Origin of the sequence: Flavobacterium flabelliforme (assembly GCF_017948675.1) — a bacterium.
Lineage (GTDB): Bacteria > Bacteroidota > Bacteroidia > Flavobacteriales > Flavobacteriaceae > Flavobacterium > Flavobacterium pygoscelis.
This window is the reverse complement of record NZ_JAGFBU010000003.1, coordinates 208,872-226,638: the sequence shown is the minus strand read 5'-3', so window position 1 is coordinate 226,638 and position 17,767 is coordinate 208,872. Positions and strand designations below refer to the sequence as shown.

Below are 17,767 nucleotides of genomic sequence, written 5' to 3'. Positions count from 1 at the left end.
ATGGCTAGTACTAAACGACCAATGTTTGAACCACATGTATTAGAAGGACTATGCAGATCTATTGGAGATACTACAGATGGTTTAAGTGGTACAGAAATAGGCCAAATCCTAGTGAATTCTAATATTCCAGATATTGATTCTCAAAACACTAAATGGAAACGCCTGTATTCTGCTTTTGCTGATTGGCAAAATAAGAATCGATGTTCAAATCATATACTAAAATTTGTTCAGGATGCATTGCAACCCGTTAGATACATTGGAAAAGAAGAGGCTTTTCATAACTGTAGACTGGAGGTAAATAAACGTTTGTATTTTATAGGTATAGAGCTTACGGAAGAAGGCAAATTCAGAATAGTTGAAAAAGCTACTACAATTGCAGAATCAGAACAGCGTGCAAGTCGTTTAAAACATAAGTTAGAAAATAGAAATGTTCATTCTGCTATATTTAAATATTGTAAAGCTGAACTTTTGGTTGAAAATTACTTTCATTCAGTCTTTGAAGCAACCAAAAGCATTGCAGATCGTTTAAGAACTATGACTGGACTATACGCAGATGGTAATGCTTTAGCTGAAACTTCATTTTCTACCAGTAACCCATTGATTAAAATCAATCTTTTAATAACGGATACAGACAGAAGTGAGCATATAGGGTTGTGTAATCTAATTAAGGGAATATTTGGTTTGATAAGAAATCCAACGGCACATGAGCCAAAAATTAAGTTTGAAATTACAGAAGAAGAAGCTTTGGATATTTTAAACACTGTTTCTTTTATACATAAACGACTTGATAAAGTTATATAATATAGACAAAGGATTTTCAAACAAACTCCCCAATATCAAAACCTTCCAAATCACTTTTATGCAAAAAAGAAGAACCAGAATCCGTCTCTGCAGAAAGTGTACCGTCTAGCAGCTTGGCTATTTTTTGAGAAGCATCTTCGATAGAATTTTCCAATAGGTCGAATAATTCGGTTCCTTGTATTTTCTGAACTATTGCTGCGGCTGTTTCCTTTTGAGAGGGTCTCATTTTCTCTTTTTTTAACAACTTTTTTACAGTGCTTAATTCTTCAAAGGTAACCCCTTGGGCAAAACCATTTTCGCCATCGGATATTCCATAACTATTCCATTCTTCCTCTTCATTCTCAAAATCAGGTACATTCCCCAAAACTTCATCCAGCTCTTCTGGTAGCATTTGTAATTCGACTTTTTCTTCGTTGATTTCAATTTCAAAATTATCCGTTTTATGTTCCTGCTCTAGCTTTTGACTTTCATTGGTACTCATTGGCACTGAAAGACTTCTTCGAGGCTTGGGTTGTCCCATAATATCAGGTAGCTTTAAATTGTTTTTATCCTGTATTGGCTTTTGCTCCTGATATTTCTTAATGACTATTATGTCTTGTAACAGCAGTACAATAACAATAAGCAAGCATATTACGATTACTGTTTCCATAGCTTCATTATAAAATGGGTTTGTATTTATCATTAAAACTCTTAGTTATCTGCTCACCAAATTCCTGAAAATGGTAATCTAGTAAATTATCCAAATAAGCATAAATAGTGATCTTGTCTTCGCCTATCACCTGAACAATGCGGGAAAGTTTTTCGTGAAAATCGGGTCTGATATAGACCGTTTTCCCATCACGAGCATTGGTATCGATTCTTTTGAAAAAGATACCTTCGTAATCCCCTTCGCTTGCCCGTTTGCCCCTACTCTTTTCCTTAATCGTGCTTTTCTCTTTGGCAGGTTCATTATAATTTCTATTTTCAGTTTCCTTTTCTATCGGAACTTGTAAACCTTCTTTTTTTATACCTTCCACCATCAGGTTCATCATCAACTCCTCGTTAATTTCGGGAGTAGATTTTTTCTTATTTTCTTTCTCCATAAGGCTACAATTGAATGATTTTAAAAAATTCGTTCATAAATTGGTCTAATTGACAAGCTTTCATCAAACGTTCATCGGGAGGCATTACAGTAGAACGAAATACGGTTTTGCTATTCTCTTCACTTTCTTTTCGAAAACGGGTACTGTTCTTGATTTGGCTTTGCATTAAACTTAATCCCAAGTCTTCAATAAGTTGGTTGTAAACTTCATATAAAGGGGTGCTTTCCCTACCATCAACTTGATTCCAAAACAGATAAATAGTTTCAATAGAAGTTGCTCCTTTTTTCATAATTACATCTTGTAAAAGTTGTGTAAAAATGAGCGTACTCTCCATTACCAAACGGTCAGCCGTAATAGGTGTAAAAATGTGGTGCATTCCTGCCAAAGCATTCAGAATACCGGGAGTGTTTACCGTTCCAGGGAGATCAAAGAATATAACATCTATCGCAACATTAGAGGTATTTAGAAATTCTTTTGCCGCTTCCAATACGCTTTCTGCTTTGTGTTGTATAATAGGATATGCTTTCTTGCTGATGGTAGTAAACTGTCTATACGCTAGTTTTTTCAAATGCTCATTTTCCATTACCATGGAAAAGTCCCGAGATTTCATTTTTATCAAACTGTGCTGTGGAAAATCGGCATCAAATACGGCAACATTGTAACCCAATCGATAATGCATGGTACTTGCAACCAATGTCGTAAACGTACTTTTTCCTACACCGCCCTTTTGAGAAGAAAAGGCGATAAATTTTGTTTTGTGATTTGCATTCATATTACAGTTATTTTAATTTATTATATATTCAATTACATGTAGATGTATATATCCACTTAGTTGCATAGTACAGTATATATATTCCTCGCTACCTATCGTTTTATGTAGTCAAATAGGTACTTAACAAAGTATCTATACATTGATCTGTGCCTTTAAATCTATAGGTAAATAGATAAATATTGACCTGCAGATTTACTTAAAAACCTAAATAGGTCTGTACTTAATCTTATAATTAGGTAGTTCAATCCATAGCTAATTATAGCTGTATGACAGTACTTTTCTACAGTACTACATGCGTAATTATGTTGTTACTCCCCTACCTAAATATGTATTTATGTTTGTTTATGAGTACAAATAAAGCATCTAATACATCTATGTTTTAACAGAAGGTACTAATTGGCTTTTACTGGCGTTGTTTGGCAATGCTTTCTACTGCAACATTCTAAAATTCTATTATTTACTTTGTTTTAATACAAATCAAATGAATCAATGAAAGGATCAAATCAATATCTGGATAAGAACTGGAACGGCCTTAAGCCGTTTTTTCCCTGCTTTACTAAATCCTGTTCCGCCGACAGGCGGACGGATTATCTGTTCACCAGAACAGAGCAAGTTGTGTTTTGAGGCACTCGAAATGAATTCCGTGCCTCAAAACAACTTGCCCCCTGCGGCGGGGCTAAAAACTCCCTCCAAAGTCGGGGTTTTCTAAAAATTAAAATTGGAATGATAATGGAAGGTCAAGAAGATAATAAACGAAACAAAAGCGGTAGGAATCCCAAAAAGGATCCTAGCATCCATCGCTATGTTTTTCGATTAACGGAACAGGAAAATGCTAAATTCCTTTCTCTTTTTGAAACTTCAGGAGCAGACAGTAAAGCTCATTTTATTACTTCGGTACTATTTGAAAAGCAAATAAAAACGGTAAAAGTAGATATGGCAACAATGGATTATTACATGAGATTGACCACTTTATATGGTCAGTTTCGTGCCGTTGGCGTTAATTACAATCAGATTGTAAAGATACTCTACCGTAATTTTTCCGAAAAAAAAGCAGCCGCTTATCTCTTTAAATTAGAAAAACAAACAATAGAATTAGCTCAATTATGTCGTGCTATTATACAATTGACAGAAGAATTTGAAGGGAAACATTTGATTAAAAAAGAAGAAATATGATAGCAAAAATAGGTCGTGGAGCAAATATAATTGGCGCGCTTTCGTATAACCATTTGAAAGTTGATCAAGAAAATGGAACAATACTAGCCACCCATAGAATAAGAGAAACAGTCAATGGACAGTTTACCGTAAATCAATTATATAGTTCATTTGAACCTTACCTATTTGCGAATAAACGAACAGAAAAACCAGTTTTACATATCTCTCTCAATCCCAATCCAAAAGACATTGTAAGCGATGAAGACTTTAAAAAGATTGCAGAAGAGTATATGAAACTTATGGGCTATGGAGACCAGCCCTATGTAGTATTTAAACATACTGATATAGAGCGAACGCACATCCATATCGTTTCGACCTGTGTAGATCGTTACGGTAAAAAACTACCTGATTCCTACGAAAAATTACGTTCAATGGAGGCTTGTCGTTCATTCGAACAGCAATTCCAACTACAACCTGCAACTGCAAAAAATCGAAATCCAAAAGAAGCAATTTTCAAACCAGTTGACTACAGAGAAGCTAATATAACGAGCCAAATAGCATCAGTAGTTAGGCATCTACCAAAGTATTATCAGTATCAAAGTTTAGGGGCATATAACGCGCTACTTTCTCTTTTTAAAATATCAGCTGAAGAAGTAAAAGGAGAGCTAAATGGGATACCAAAGCAAGGGCTTGTCTATTTTGCATTGAATGAAATGGGACAAAAAGCAACTAATCCATTTAAGGCATCATTATTTGGAAAACAGGCTGGAATGGACAGTTTGCAAAACCATTTCGAAAAATCAAAAGAAAAAATGAAAACTGAACCTACAAAAGAGATCCTAAAAAAAACGATCGAAGTTGCCATTCATACTTCTTATAACGAAACCGATTTTAAGAAACAGCTACTAGAGCAAGGCGTAAATACGGTTGTTCGAAGAAATGAGCAAGGACGCATTTACGGAATGACTTTTATCGACCATGAATCACGTACCGTTTGGAATGGCTCACAATTGGGCAAAAATTTATCTGCTACTATTTTTAACGACTGTTGGAAAGAAACAACATCTCAAAAACCTCAGGAAACTATAAAAAGTTCATCGTCCGAATCTAAAAAGGAAACCAAAATAGAAACAGAAAAACCACATTCACTTTTTGATTTTGTTGATAGAAATCAGTCAGCCCACCCTAGTACTAGTTTTGGACTTACAGAAAGCCTTGCTAGTTTATTGGCCGAATCTCAAGGTGAAGATTATGAAGAGCAAGCATTTGCTAATCAAATGAAGAAAAAGGCGAAACAAAGAAATTATCGAAGCAAGAAATAGATTCATAAGTTATTCTACAGACAAATAGCGCCACTAAAAGCCATTTGAAGTCACTTCGATTAATGGATTTCTGCTAACTATTAAATTCACTTGCTGAAATTTTAACTAGTTTAAACATGCAAGGAGAAGACGATTTAAGAGGACTAGCCAAAATAATGGCTTTCATGCGAGCAGTAAGTATCCTTTTGATGCTAATGCACTTTTACTGGTTTTGTTATAGCTTTTTTTTAGAAAAGGGCTGGACACTGCAGATCATTAACAAGATACTAGGTAATTTTCAGCGTACGGCAAGCCTGTTCTCTCACACCTTATACACCAAGATTTTTGCACTTGTATTATTAGCTTTAAGCTGTTTGGGAACAAAAGGAGTAAAAAACGAAAAAATTAGTTGGTCTAAAATATCCGTTGTCTTAATTATTGGTTTTATTCTTTTTTTTTTCAATACACCATTATTAAAGTTATCCGCAAGCCTAGCTACTTCATTATATATCGTGACCACTTCAGCAGGTTACATTTTGTTAATGATGGCTGGAGTTTGGATTAGCCGTTTGCTTCGTACCAATCTCATGAACGATGTCTTTAATAACGAAAATGAAAGTTTCATGCAGGAAACCAAATTGATGCAAAATGAATATTCGGTTAATCTGCCTACCCAATTTTATTATAAAGGCAAATGGAATAAAGGATGGATTAACGTCGTAAATCCTTTTAGAGCTTCCATAGTTTTGGGAACACCTGGATCAGGTAAAAGTTATGCCATTATAAATAACTATATCAAGCAGCATATTGAAAAAGGATTTTCGATGTATATCTATGATTTTAAATTCGATGATCTTTCCACTATTGCTTATAATCATTTACTAAAGCATAGCGATAATTATATCGTTAAACCAAAGTTCTATATCATCAACTTTGATGATCCTAGTAGAAGCCATCGCTGTAATCCTATCAATCCGGATTTCATGACTGACATCTCAGATGCTTATGAATCTGCCTATACCATTATGCTAAATCTTAACCGTAGTTGGATACAAAAACAAGGAGATTTCTTTGTCGAATCTCCTATTATATTACTTGCCGCTATAATCTGGTATCTAAAAATTTATGACAACGGAAAGTACTGTACGTTCCCACATGCCATTGAATTACTCAACAAGAAATATGTTGATGTATTTACCATACTTACTTCCTACCCTGATCTAGAAAACTATTTATCTCCCTTTATGGATGCTTGGCAAGGTGGCGCACAAGATCAGTTGCAAGGTCAAATCGCTTCCGCAAAAATTCCTTTGTCACGAATGATTTCACCTCAACTATATTGGGTGATGACTGGAGATGATTTTTCGCTGGATATCAATAATCCAGATGAACCTAAAATACTTTGCGTTGGAAACAATCCCGACAGACAAAATATTTATTCAGCTGCTTTAGGTTTGTATAATTCGAGAATTATAAAACTAATCAATAAGAAAGGAAAATTAAAAAGCTCTGTTATAATCGATGAGTTGCCAACGATCTACTTTAGAGGATTAGATAACTTGATCGCAACGGCTAGAAGTAATAAAGTAGCCGTGTGTTTGGGGTTTCAGGACTATTCTCAATTGACAAGAGATTATGGCGATAAGGAAAGTAAGGTTATCCAAAATACGGTGGGTAATATCTTTAGCGGTCAGGTTGTAGGAGATACTGCGAAAAGCTTATCGGAACGCTTTGGGAAGATATTGCAGAAACGCCAGAGTCTTACTATAAACAGAAACGATAAATCAACATCCATTTCTACACAATTAGATAGCTTGATACCAGCTTCAAAAATCTCCACACTTACACAAGGAATGTTTGTCGGAGCTGTTTCAGATAACTTTGATGAACGTATTGAACAGAAAATTTTCCATTCTGAAATTGTAGTCGATAATGAAAAAGTAGCTTCAGAAACTAAGGCTTATAAGAAGATACCCGTTATCTTATCTTTCGTTGATGAAAAAGGTGAAGATCAAATGAAAGCCGAAATTGAGGCTAATTACAAACAGATAAAACGGGATATTGTTTTGATTATCGAAAGTGAATTGGATCGAATTAAGAATGATCCTGATTTACAGCATTTGGTTCAGGAGGGTTAATTGAAAAGAATATCGACTATCTAGCAGACTTATATATAATCTTCAAATAGGGTATCTAAGCATTCTATGTATATAAAACCATTCAAGAAACAAAAGCAAAAATGTTTGTTATTATGTACAAATTGGTTGTTTTTGTTCATAATAACGAACGTTTATAAAAATGAGCACTAGAAAATAAATCTTTTTCCCGAAATACCAACTCGTCTTGGGCAGAATGGGCAGAATGGGCGAGAATACTAACAGCGATACAAAGCGCTGGAAGAGCCTTTATCGTTAGAAATACTTTATACCAAATAAAAAAAGGAACTTCTAGTGTAGCAATTGGTGCTTACTTCAATGTACTTCGAGTTTTAGCAATTCAAGATGATTTTTTAAAACTAGCTGCAGATGGCTAACTGGGAAGCAAACTCCAAGATCTTGACTTATTGAAATATTCTGAATAAAAATACATGTCTCCAGCCTAAACCGATATCTACGTTTATGCGTATTGGTAACAAATGCAGAAACCTAAACTAAGAGGTATTGAAAGAACTAAACAAGCCAAAGGAAAAAAGGCATTCAGTTTTGAATACAATAAAAATTGGCTAAAAACGAACAAAAAATATTTTACAGCCCGACATTCAATTATAAAGTAACTCACAGTACCCGGGCCAAAAAGAAAACTTTGGTATCTTTCAAGAAAGCATACCTGATACTTGAGGACGCACTTTATTAAAAAGTAGAGAAGTGTAACTGTCTAAAGAAAAAAATGAAAAACCAAAAACACTCTATGATATTGTTTTTCTAGTGTTTGTGTAAGACGAAAGTCGTATGGGAGCATTAAGATTTAAAACCGACCCAATTGCAGATTTCTTAGAAAACAACAAAATCACTCCTGCTCAACAATGCTTTTACATTCTTGAATTACAAAACGCTGCGGCTATTTTTGAAAATCACAACTACAACATCATAAATAAAATCATCAATGAAATACCTATAAACCAAAAACATATCTCATTTTGATAAACAAACATTTAAATTAAAATTGCAGAAAAATAGTCTTGATAATTGTTTTTCCTAAATAAGAAATTTGTATGGCAGATTTCATTAACACAGCCAATGGAAACAAAGATTATTTCAACCCTAGAAGTTCTGTAGTTGATTATGCGCCACGGTTAAGAAAATGAAAATTCATTTTCTTTATTCAACCAACAACTAGAGTAGATCTAATTATCGAAGAATTAGTCGAGTAAGATATTTTTCAAGAAATTATTTTAAAAATTGGCGAACTCAAATTTTTGACTTTATAAAATCAACTGAAATAAAAATTTTTGAGGTTTTGATTTATATAAAATATTACAATTTATATTGTAACATAAAAACGATTACACAAGCAATTTTCGTAATTATTCATACTCCTTTTGGAGAAAAAAGAGAAAGCATAACAGTTATTTTGCGCAACTACCAATGCTATAAGATCCAAAGCATGAACTGATTAAATTACAGAAACTCAATTACTCTCTTGAATCATTTTAAATAGACTAATATCACTAAAAGTGGGTATTGTTATTTTAAAATATTAAGTGTTTATTTACATTTTACCAACCAAAGTAAACCAAATAACCACAAAACAAATGAATAAACGAAGTCCAAGTAGCTATTAAATTATATCAAGATGTGGAAAACCGTAAACTAATCCCATTTACTCCGCATAACTTTGAAAGTAGTGTAATTTATCAGCCAACTTTGTTAATAACAAAAATCTTACACTTCTTTCAAATTGTGTATTTTTAGATTCTCAAAAAAAAAGCGTTACCAATGTCATTATTTCAGCCTTCCGTACTCAAAAAATATTTGAGTCAACAAGATACAGTACAAGTTCAGAAAGCCTATAAAAAATACACCAAGTATTTTCACAATGCTGTTATTCAAGAAAACATTCGAAACAGCAAGGAAGAACAATTCCAGGAAGGTTTTTTACGTGAATTGTTTGTGGATATCTTGGGCTATACACTCAATCCGGCACCAAGCTTCAACCTGACCACGGAACTCAAAAACATAAGAGGAGCCAAAAAAGTGGATGGTGCCATTCTCAAAGACGGAAACGCCCTAGGAGTAATCGAACTTAAGGGGACCAATACCAAAGACCTCGAAAGCATCCGCCAACAAGCCTTTGATTACAAAGCCAACCAAACAGGTTGTATCTATGTCATTACCTCCAATTTCGAGAAGTTGAGGTTCTACATCAATAATGCCGTGGACTATGAAGAATTCAATCTATTTACCCTCACCCACGCCGAATTTGAAATTTTCTACCTCTGTCTGGCTAAAGAAAATATCCTAGCTAACAAACCACTCAGCATAAAAGAAGCTTCGGTAGTGGAAGAAGAAAATATCACCAAAAAATTCTATTCCGATTATTCCGTTTTCAAACGCGAATTGTACCGGGATTTAGTCAAACAGAACAGGAATAATGTGATGTTGATGGAGCTACCCGAAAAGACTACTAAACTGATTCTTTTCCAAAAATCACAAAAATTGATCGATCGTTTTTTGTTCATTCTCTTTGCCGAAGATCGCGGACTACTAGCGCCAAACTCCATCAATACCGTACTTAAAGAATGGAAAGCCTTGGCCGATTTGGATGTCGAAATGCCACTTTACGACCGCTACAAACAATACTTTGGCTATCTTGATACTGGTCGCAAAGGCACCGAAAAGAAAGAAGAAATCTTTGCTTATAACGGTGGGCTTTTTCAGCCCGATACCATTCTCGACGCTGTAATTATTGACAATGATTTGCTCTACCGCCATACCTTAAAACTTTCAACCTACGATTTTGAAAGTCAGGTGGATGTCAATATTCTGGGGCACATTTTCGAACATTCCTTGAACGAAATCGAAAGTGTCAATGCCGAAATTGAAGGAACAGATTTCGACAAACAAAAAACCAAACGCAAAAAAGATGGGGTTTTCTACACCCCAAAATACATTACCAAATACATAGTTGACAATACTATTGGTAAACTCTGTACCGAGAAAAAACAGGAACTTGGAATTATAGACGAAGAGTATGCCAAAGGTCGCAAGAACCGCCAATCCAACACCATCATAAAACTGGACCAGCAACTAAAGGACTACCGCGAATGGCTGTTACAACTCACCATTTGTGATCCGGCTTGTGGCTCCGGAGCCTTCCTGAACCAAGCCTTAGATTTCCTGATTCGGGAACACGCCTATCTGGACGAACTCAGCAAGCAACTTTTTGGAGGTTTCTTTGTCTTTCCCGATATCGAAAACCAAATCCTAGAACACAACATCTATGGGGTAGATCTTAATGAGGAAAGTATCGAGATTGCGAAACTCTCTTTGTGGCTTCGTACTGCCCAACCCAAACGAAAACTGACGAGCCTGAACAACAACATTAAATGTGGTAACTCTCTTATAGAAAGCAAAGCCATAGCCGGAGACAAAGCCTTTAACTGGAAAGAACAATTCCCGGAAGTTTTTGCCAAAGGGGGTTTTGATGTGATTATTGGGAATCCGCCTTATGGAGCTAGTTTTAATGAAAGTGAAAAAAACTATATTTTAAAAAAATACAAAAGTTATCAATATAAATTCGAAAGTTACTTGTACTTCTATGAAAGAGGTGTATCCATATTAAATGAAAAAGGTTTGTTGTCTTTCATAACACCAGAATTATTTTTAAGATTAGAAAAATCTGGTAATATTAGAAAATTTTTACTAGAAAATTCAACAGTTTTGGAATTAAAATTTTGTGGTGAAAACGTATTTGCGGACGTTAAAGTTAACAGTGTTATTTTGACATTGAAAAAAGAAATTTCAATGGTAGAAAGTTTTATTATAATTCCAGAAAATGGAATTTCTTGGGCATATAAATATTCTATATGGAAAAAAGCTAATGATCTGAAAATTGAATATGAAATTTCAACAAACACTTTTGAATTAATTTCAAAAGTTGATAAAAACTCAATCAGTTTAGGTAAATTAGGGGATGCTATACAAGGATTAACCCCTTATGACAGCTATAGAGGCCAATCACAAGAAATAATAAAAAACAGAGCTTATCATCATAAGTTAAAAATTGATGAAACTTGTGGAAAATGGCTTGATGGAAAACATATAAGCAGGTATTCAATAAATAAAAATGAAGAATGGTTACAGTATGGAGATTGGTTAGCTGCTCCAAGGGAACCAAAATTTTTTGAATCCCCAAGATTACTTTTTAGAGAAATTCCTGGTCAAAACAAAAGAATTCAAACTATATTTACTTCAGAAAAAAGCTATTATGGTCATAGTATTACTCCTTTTATTTTAAACAATAAAGAATTTGATGTATTTTATATTTTATCCATAGTAAACTCTAGATTAATAAGTTGGTATGCATCTCAAAAGTGTTCTAATTTTTCAAAAAAAACTTTCCCAAAATTAAATCCTAAAGACATTAAAGAATTACCAATTAGAATAATTACTTTGGAAAACCAAGAATTATTTGTTCAGAAAGCAAACTCAATGCTATCGTTAAACAATGACTTACAAACTATCAATATTAAATTTATCAAATATTATTCAGGTCAATTAAATTTAGAAAAACTCAGTAAAAAGTTGGAAAACTGGCACGACCAAAACTTTTCTACCTTCATTCTGGAACTCAACAAAGCCATAAAGGCAACTGGCAAACCAACACTTTCCAAAAAAGATGAAATAGAATGGATGGAAATTTTTGAAGACTACAAACAACAAGCTCAAACCCTAAAACAGGAAATCGACAAAACCGATAAAGAAATCGACAAAATGGTTTATGAATTGTATGGTTTGAGTGAGGAGGAAATAAAAATTGTTGAACAATCGTAATTTTAAAACAAAATAATATCAATTTTTATTCACGAACACCAAAAAAACAAAAAAAAAGCGTGAGTAAATTGGGATTGTTGAAAATAGTTAAAAATTAAAACATTAAATATAAAATGGAACATAATTTAAATAAAATGTCATTGCCTAAAAGATCTAAAAATCAAAATTTGGAAGTGATCTCAAAGAGAATTTTTGAACCATTATTTGATGTAGAAAAATTTATTTTAAAACCTGAAAATATTGACAATGGTGTTGATTATCGATGTGAAATAATTTATGATGATCTAGTTACTGGATTTGGATTTAACTTTCAACTAAAAAGTAAAGAAAAGGCCAAAACAAATAAAAATGGCACATATAGTAAGAATTTAGAAACTTCTAACATTCAATATCTTTTAAATAATGCTCAACCGGGATATTATGGTTTTTATATACTCGAAGAAGATTGCTTCTATTATGAATGTCTTGATGATTTCATAGTAAAACTTAACAATGAAAATCCTGATTGGGAAAAACAATCAAATCATACATTGCAATTTTCAAAAAAAATTGATGCTAATACTATCAAATTAATATATAACAAGGCCTTAAAGAAAGGAATTACTCTTAGAAAAATAAATTCAATTCTTGCCGTTAAAAGTGGTCAATTTAATTTTGCCGATAAAATACTTGTCGATTATGATGGTAATGTAACCAGTGACTCTGAAATCAGGGATATTATCGAAAAGTTTGGTTTTGAATTAATTAATCAGTCCAATTGGAACAAAGTAATAGAATTACATAAGAGAACTTCAAGCAGTTTATTACACTCTACAAGATATAATATGATTGTTGGTCTAGCTTATTATTATAGTGGAGATTACTTAAGTTCATTAAAAAAATTAAAAGAAGCCGCAAAAGAAAAACTGGATTTAGATTTAGATTTACAAAATCATTTGATTTTTATCACTTCTTGTGTTAAATTGTTATTCCAAATGATAACTGAAGAAGAGTATAAAAATATCATTTCTGCTTTACCTCCTGACAAGCATATTTCATTTCACATTCAAATAGATAATGCAATTGAAATTTTAAAAGAAAAATTTTATCGTACTGAAAAATTAAGAATTGAAGAATTTGAATCAAGTTTACAATCTATTATTTCAAATCCAGCGGCATCACTTCACGTAAAACTGAGAGCAAAATCTGAATTATTAATTTATGAAGGGAAAATTGCCTTAGTAAATTACCGAAATTATCTATGCAAAATAAATGCTTTTGAAGAAAGCATTGGAGTTAATATGGAATTCAGAATAGAAGTAGGTAAAGAAATAGAATCACAATTTAAAACAATAGAAAATCAATATACCATTCTATATAAAGAAGCTCAAGAAGTGAACAATTATTTCGCCTTCTTTTATCTATTCTCTTACAAACAAAAATATGATTTCGAAAAATACTCGACTTTTGAAATTCTTAAAGTTGTAAAAGAGCCTTCTTTTAACCAAGACTTATCAAATAATTTCGAAACAATTCAAAATAATATTGAGAGGTGTACAAATTATTTTGATAGTATTGGTCACGTCGAAAATATACTTTTTTGTCAATCAATAAAATATGAAATACTTCACTACCAAAACCAGAATGAAGCAGCAAAAATACTTTTGAAAACAATGGAAGAAAAAGTGGAGTTATTAGATATAAAAAGTTTTAGAAACCAAGTTAGCTTCATAAAGAATGGGGGAACAAACCACCAAATGTTACAAAATCTTTTAAATGAGAAAATATATCATCCTAAGGAAGAGACCCAGAGAATGACTGCAGAACTAAAAGAATTTGATAATATAGACAAAGATATAAAGCTCAATCATACAGATTACCATCAAATTGAATTATTTCCAATGGGAAATTTTCACCTTCCTAAAGATAAATTGGAGGAATTTTATCGAGTTTTTAATATTAGTAATTCAAAATTAAAAGACCAATTCAAATATATGTTTGAACTAGGTGTTGTTCCTATAGTCAATGTTTATGTATATCCAGTAACAAGAGAAGGATACCTTCGAGGAAATATTGAAGATAAGGGTTTTGAGAGCTTCAAAAATATGTATAATGCAAGAAAGATTTTTTTTGAAAATAAATTTTACAGAATGAAACAAAAATAGATTTTCGTTCATCTATTTTAAACGTCTAGACCCGATGGAGCGGATTTATAATCCGTTACTACAATCATACACTAAACAGCTATGTCCAACTTTGATGAAGCCCAAAACCTACCTATCGACCAAAGAGCAGAACTGAGTTACCAGTTAGCTGAAAGCTTAATGGACTCATTGACCGAAGAAGATGAATATATTCAATCCTCCGGACGCCATCTCTTCTGCCAAAAGTGATGATTTTAAAGAAGATAATTATTTTGATGAGAAGATTAAATATTTTTAATTTAGGTCAAAACGTCCTAAATTAGAGAAGGAAATTCCTTATTTTTTAAAAACCAAACAACTTCCTTAGTATGAAAATCCAATATTGTTCCGACCTACATCTTGAGTTCCCAGAAAATAAAAACTATCTACTTCAAAACCCCATTAAACCAGGAGCAGATATTCTAATTTTAGCTGGTGATATAGTGCCGTTTGCGATAATGGATGAACATCAGGATTTTTTCGATTACATTTCAGAGCATTTTAGAACGACTTTTTGGATTCCTGGAAATCACGAATATTACTATTACAACATTGCAGAAAAAAGTTGTGTTTTGGAGGAGCAAATCCGAGACAATATTTTTTTGGTAAACAATTGCGTTAAAGAAATTTCAGGTGTCAATCTGATTTTTTCAACTTTATGGTCGAACATTTCTCCGTCAAGACAATGGCTTATACAAGAAAGTCTCTCTGACTTTAAAGTAATTAAATACGTGGATCGTTTATTCAATCCTGATGATTATAATATGCTGCATCAAGAAAGTTTAGCATTTATTAAAAAAGCAGTACAGGAAAGCAATGATAAAAAAACAATTGTAGTAACACATCATGCGCCAACATTTAGCCATTACCCTGAAAAATATGCCGACAGCAAAATTAATGAAGCCTTCGCCTCAAACTTAGATTTCGTTATTGAAAATAATACTATTGATTATTGGATTTATGGGCATCATCATTGTAATGTTTGTGATTTTCAAATTGAAAATACAAAACTGCTGACCAATCAATTGGGATATATCAAATACAATGAAAATAGAGGATTTAACAACAAAGCTATTATTTCAATTTAAATAAGTTGACAAATTATAAAATAATCAATTGACTTTATCCATTAATTAATTGATAATTATCATAATAAACCTATATTTGCATAATAAACCTATCTAGTTTATTATGAATTTTATTAGTTTATTATGGAAGAATTAAAAAAATATTTTCAACAAATACTCGATGTGCAGCTCGAAATACAAGAGTTGAAAAGTGAACAATTGAATAAATTACCTTATGTATTAAAAAGTAATTTTAAATTCTATAGCACCACCTTTAGAAATCACCAATTAATTTTATTGGAGTTGAATAAGGAAGATACTTTCAATGCTAACCAGTTAAGAAAGCAAGTAGTTGAGATTCAAAAAAAACTTGAAAAAAGGATAATTATAGTTACCGATAATATAACTACAATAAATCGTAAACGGCTAATAGAAAACAGAATAAGTTTCATTATACCTGGGAAACAAATGTTTATGCCTGAGTTGCTAATAGATCTTCAAGATTTTGAGAAAGACAAAGCATTTAAAAAATCAGTCTTGCTACTGCCCTCAGCTCAACTCATCTTATTATATCAAATTTTACACAAAGAGGATAACTTAAGCCAATATACATTCAAAGAACTTGCAGAAAAATTTGAATATACACAAATGGGAATTACCAAAGCAATAGAAAACTTGAAAAGATTAGCCATAGTGAAAGTAGAAGGTACTAAAGAAAAGAATATCATATTCGAAAAACATATTGTAAAACTTTGGAAAGACAGTGAACGATTTTTAATTAATCCAATATTTAAAACAGTCTACATTGATGAAAAACCTAAAGGTTTATTAAAATCTAATACAACCGCATTAGAAGAATACACAGATATGAATCCAAGTTCAATAGAATATTTTGCTATTGAGAAAAAACAATTTTACGAATTGAGAAAAAACAATCTTTTAGTAAACCTAAATAGTGAAAATGGCAACTATGCATTAGAAGTTTGGAAATACAATCCACAACTACTCACAAAAGGAATAACAAAGAAAAATAATGTAGATCCATTGTCATTATATTTAAGTTTAAAAGACGGATTTATTGATGAACGAACAGATATGGCATTAGACCAAATAATAGAAAAATATGTATGGTAAGAGGTTTAGAAATTTTCAGACAGCATTTCAAAAAATTCACAGATAACTATATCATCATTGGTGGAACCGCTTGCGATATTATCATTGATAGCGTTGGACTTACACCAAGAGCAACAAAAGATATTGATATTATTTTAGTCATTGAAGCATTAAGCCCCGAATTTGTAATTCATTTTTGGGAGTTTATCAAACAAGGAAATTATGATGTCAAGGAGAAAAGTGAATAAGACAGCAAATACTATCGCTTCCAGAAACCACAAGTAGAAGAATTTCCATTTCAAATTGAATTATTCTCCAGAATACCTGATTTATTAGATTTAAATGAAGAAACCTATTTAACACCTATTCCTGTTGACACTGAAATTTCAAGTTTATCAGCCATATTGATGAATGATGATTATTATAACTTCACCATACTACACAGCCAATTAGATAACGGAATACATCTAGCCAATACAGAGGCTTTAATAGGATTAAAAGCCAAGGCATTCCTAGACTATAAAACGCGCAAAGAAGACGGAGAAAAAATTGATGAAAGACAATTAAGAAAACATAAAATGGATGTTTTCAGATTATTACTACTGCTAACAGCAGATGATAATTTCGAAATCCCGGCAACCATAAAAACTGATATAACAAATTTTGCTGAAGCAGTAAAAACTGATTTGCCAGACAAACAAATTTTTAAAGAAATGGGTCCAGGAAATGTGAATGTAAAGGAATTATTTGAGCAATTGATTAGGGCTTTTAATATTTAAAAATAATAAAATAAATGGGAAAGTATTTAGGACTTGATTTAGGAACAGATTCAATTGGTTGGGCTATAATTGACAATGATACAAATCAGGTGATTAATAGTGGAGTGAACATTTACAACACTGGTTTTAAAAATAAACAATTCACTCCAGTCAATAAAACTAAAAAACGACAAAAAAGCAGCATCGTACTATGTATTATCGCTACCATCCTACTAATTGTCAGCATCATAGATGTTATAAATTGGCAATTTTGGCTCAATATATCCTTGACAACATACATTGCAGTTCTAACACTTTATCTCCAAGGCAATAAATAATAGAATTTAGAAACTATGGCAAACACGATTACCAATTTAACTCAACAGCAGAAACGTTCCAAGAGACAATTTAGATAATCAATAAGTCTCACTCCAGTCAATCACTCTGCTCCGTTCGGCTGTTCCAGTCGGTATGCCTTCATCAAGAAGGTATAAACGAAATTTGTTTTTTGGCATCCCTACCTTTCACAGGCACTTCACAGCCAATACAAAAACAGCCTCTTAAAAA

15 protein-coding genes are annotated in these 17,767 nt (G+C 32.4%); 12 read left to right on the top strand and 3 right to left on the bottom strand.

Annotation, left to right across the window (positions count from 1 at the left end; all coding sequences use genetic code 11):
- Positions 1-801, top strand: coding sequence for a TIGR02391 family protein (locus J3S90_RS09695; RefSeq protein ID WP_210646035.1), 801 nt, complete (start codon positions 1-3; stop codon positions 799-801).
- A 16-nt stretch (positions 802-817) separates the two neighbouring features.
- Here the strand turns inward: J3S90_RS09695 and J3S90_RS09690 are convergent, their stop codons facing one another.
- Genes J3S90_RS09690 through J3S90_RS09680 form a run of 3 tightly spaced genes read right to left on the bottom strand, consistent with a single transcriptional unit; the run spans position 818 to position 2,655 of the window.
- Positions 818-1,483, bottom strand: coding sequence for a conjugal transfer protein TraD (locus J3S90_RS09690; protein WP_449536179.1), 666 nt, complete (start codon positions 1,481-1,483; stop codon positions 818-820).
- Entirely contained in the window at positions 1,458-1,883 is a 426-nt protein-coding gene (locus tag J3S90_RS09685) for a DUF3408 domain-containing protein (protein WP_210646034.1), read from the bottom strand. The genes J3S90_RS09690 and J3S90_RS09685 overlap by 26 nt, the downstream gene beginning before the upstream one ends.
- Before the next feature lie 4 nt (positions 1,884-1,887).
- Positions 1,888-2,655: a ParA family protein gene (locus J3S90_RS09680; RefSeq protein ID WP_210646033.1), complete on the bottom strand. Its 768-nt coding sequence runs from the start codon at positions 2,653-2,655 to the stop codon at positions 1,888-1,890.
- Between the two features lie 723 nt (positions 2,656-3,378).
- Between J3S90_RS09680 and mobA the strand changes: the two genes are divergently transcribed.
- From mobA to J3S90_RS09630, 11 genes are all read left to right on the top strand, one after another.
- Positions 3,379-3,828, top strand: a complete 450-nt coding sequence (gene mobA / locus J3S90_RS09675) for a conjugal transfer protein MobA (protein ID WP_210646032.1) — start codon at positions 3,379-3,381, stop codon at positions 3,826-3,828.
- Positions 3,825-5,129: a conjugal transfer protein MobB gene (gene mobB, locus J3S90_RS09670; protein ID WP_210646031.1), complete on the top strand. Its 1,305-nt coding sequence runs from the start codon at positions 3,825-3,827 to the stop codon at positions 5,127-5,129. The genes mobA and mobB overlap by 4 nt, the downstream gene beginning before the upstream one ends.
- A 116-nt stretch (positions 5,130-5,245) precedes the next feature.
- The gene (gene mobC / locus J3S90_RS09665; RefSeq protein ID WP_210646030.1) at positions 5,246-7,246 is read left to right on the top strand and encodes a conjugal transfer protein MobC; all 2,001 of its coding nucleotides are present in this window, start codon (positions 5,246-5,248) and stop codon (positions 7,244-7,246) included.
- An 810-nt stretch (positions 7,247-8,056) separates the two neighbouring features.
- On the top strand, positions 8,057-8,248 hold the full coding sequence (locus J3S90_RS09660; protein WP_210646029.1) for a hypothetical protein: 192 nt from the start codon (positions 8,057-8,059) through the stop codon (positions 8,246-8,248).
- A gap of 795 nt (positions 8,249-9,043) precedes the next feature.
- Complete coding sequence (locus J3S90_RS09655; RefSeq protein ID WP_210646028.1) at positions 9,044-12,100, top strand: Eco57I restriction-modification methylase domain-containing protein; 3,057 nt, start codon at positions 9,044-9,046, stop codon at positions 12,098-12,100.
- Positions 12,101-12,213: 113 nt separating this feature from the next.
- Positions 12,214-14,244, top strand: a complete 2,031-nt coding sequence (locus J3S90_RS09650; protein ID WP_210646027.1) for a DUF4365 domain-containing protein — start codon at positions 12,214-12,216, stop codon at positions 14,242-14,244.
- 347 nt (positions 14,245-14,591) lie between these two features.
- The gene (locus J3S90_RS09645) at positions 14,592-15,350 is read left to right on the top strand and encodes a metallophosphoesterase (RefSeq protein WP_210646026.1); all 759 of its coding nucleotides are present in this window, start codon (positions 14,592-14,594) and stop codon (positions 15,348-15,350) included.
- Between the two features lie 123 nt (positions 15,351-15,473).
- Positions 15,474-16,463: a MarR family transcriptional regulator gene (locus J3S90_RS09640; protein ID WP_210646025.1), complete on the top strand. Its 990-nt coding sequence runs from the start codon at positions 15,474-15,476 to the stop codon at positions 16,461-16,463.
- A complete protein-coding gene (locus J3S90_RS15950) occupies positions 16,457-16,690 on the top strand; it encodes a hypothetical protein (RefSeq protein ID WP_236023923.1) in 234 nt (77 codons plus the stop codon). Before J3S90_RS09640 ends, J3S90_RS15950 begins: the two co-directional genes overlap by 7 nt.
- A gap of 159 nt (positions 16,691-16,849) precedes the next feature.
- Positions 16,850-17,221 (top strand): hypothetical protein, encoded by a 372-nt coding sequence (locus J3S90_RS15945; RefSeq protein WP_236023922.1) that lies wholly within the window; start codon positions 16,850-16,852, stop codon positions 17,219-17,221.
- Positions 17,222-17,235: 14 nt separating this feature from the next.
- Complete coding sequence (locus tag J3S90_RS09630) at positions 17,236-17,538, top strand: hypothetical protein (RefSeq protein WP_210646024.1); 303 nt, start codon at positions 17,236-17,238, stop codon at positions 17,536-17,538.
- The last annotated feature ends 229 nt before the right edge of the window (positions 17,539-17,767 follow it).

What these genes read in the sequence shown, in the direction of transcription:
- J3S90_RS09695 (WP_210646035.1), top strand. Translation starts at nt 1, where the DNA reads ATGGCTAGTACTAAACGACCAATGTTTGAACCACATGTATTAGAAGGA.
- J3S90_RS09690 (WP_449536179.1), bottom strand. Translation starts at nt 1,483, where the DNA reads ATGATAAATACAAACCCATTTTATAATGAAGCTATGGAAACAGTAATC.
- J3S90_RS09685 (WP_210646034.1), bottom strand. Translation starts at nt 1,883, where the DNA reads ATGGAGAAAGAAAATAAGAAAAAATCTACTCCCGAAATTAACGAGGAG.
- J3S90_RS09680 (WP_210646033.1), bottom strand. Translation starts at nt 2,655, where the DNA reads ATGAATGCAAATCACAAAACAAAATTTATCGCCTTTTCTTCTCAAAAG.
- mobA (WP_210646032.1), top strand. Translation starts at nt 3,379, where the DNA reads ATGATAATGGAAGGTCAAGAAGATAATAAACGAAACAAAAGCGGTAGG.
- mobB (WP_210646031.1), top strand. Translation starts at nt 3,825, where the DNA reads ATGATAGCAAAAATAGGTCGTGGAGCAAATATAATTGGCGCGCTTTCG.
- mobC (WP_210646030.1), top strand. Translation starts at nt 5,246, where the DNA reads ATGCAAGGAGAAGACGATTTAAGAGGACTAGCCAAAATAATGGCTTTC.
- J3S90_RS09660 (WP_210646029.1), top strand. Translation starts at nt 8,057, where the DNA reads ATGGGAGCATTAAGATTTAAAACCGACCCAATTGCAGATTTCTTAGAA.
- J3S90_RS09655 (WP_210646028.1), top strand. Translation starts at nt 9,044, where the DNA reads ATGTCATTATTTCAGCCTTCCGTACTCAAAAAATATTTGAGTCAACAA.
- J3S90_RS09650 (WP_210646027.1), top strand. Translation starts at nt 12,214, where the DNA reads ATGGAACATAATTTAAATAAAATGTCATTGCCTAAAAGATCTAAAAAT.
- J3S90_RS09645 (WP_210646026.1), top strand. Translation starts at nt 14,592, where the DNA reads ATGAAAATCCAATATTGTTCCGACCTACATCTTGAGTTCCCAGAAAAT.
- J3S90_RS09640 (WP_210646025.1), top strand. Translation starts at nt 15,474, where the DNA reads ATGGAAGAATTAAAAAAATATTTTCAACAAATACTCGATGTGCAGCTC.
- J3S90_RS15950 (WP_236023923.1), top strand. Translation starts at nt 16,457, where the DNA reads ATGGTAAGAGGTTTAGAAATTTTCAGACAGCATTTCAAAAAATTCACA.
- J3S90_RS15945 (WP_236023922.1), top strand. Translation starts at nt 16,850, where the DNA reads ATGAATGATGATTATTATAACTTCACCATACTACACAGCCAATTAGAT.
- J3S90_RS09630 (WP_210646024.1), top strand. Translation starts at nt 17,236, where the DNA reads ATGGGAAAGTATTTAGGACTTGATTTAGGAACAGATTCAATTGGTTGG.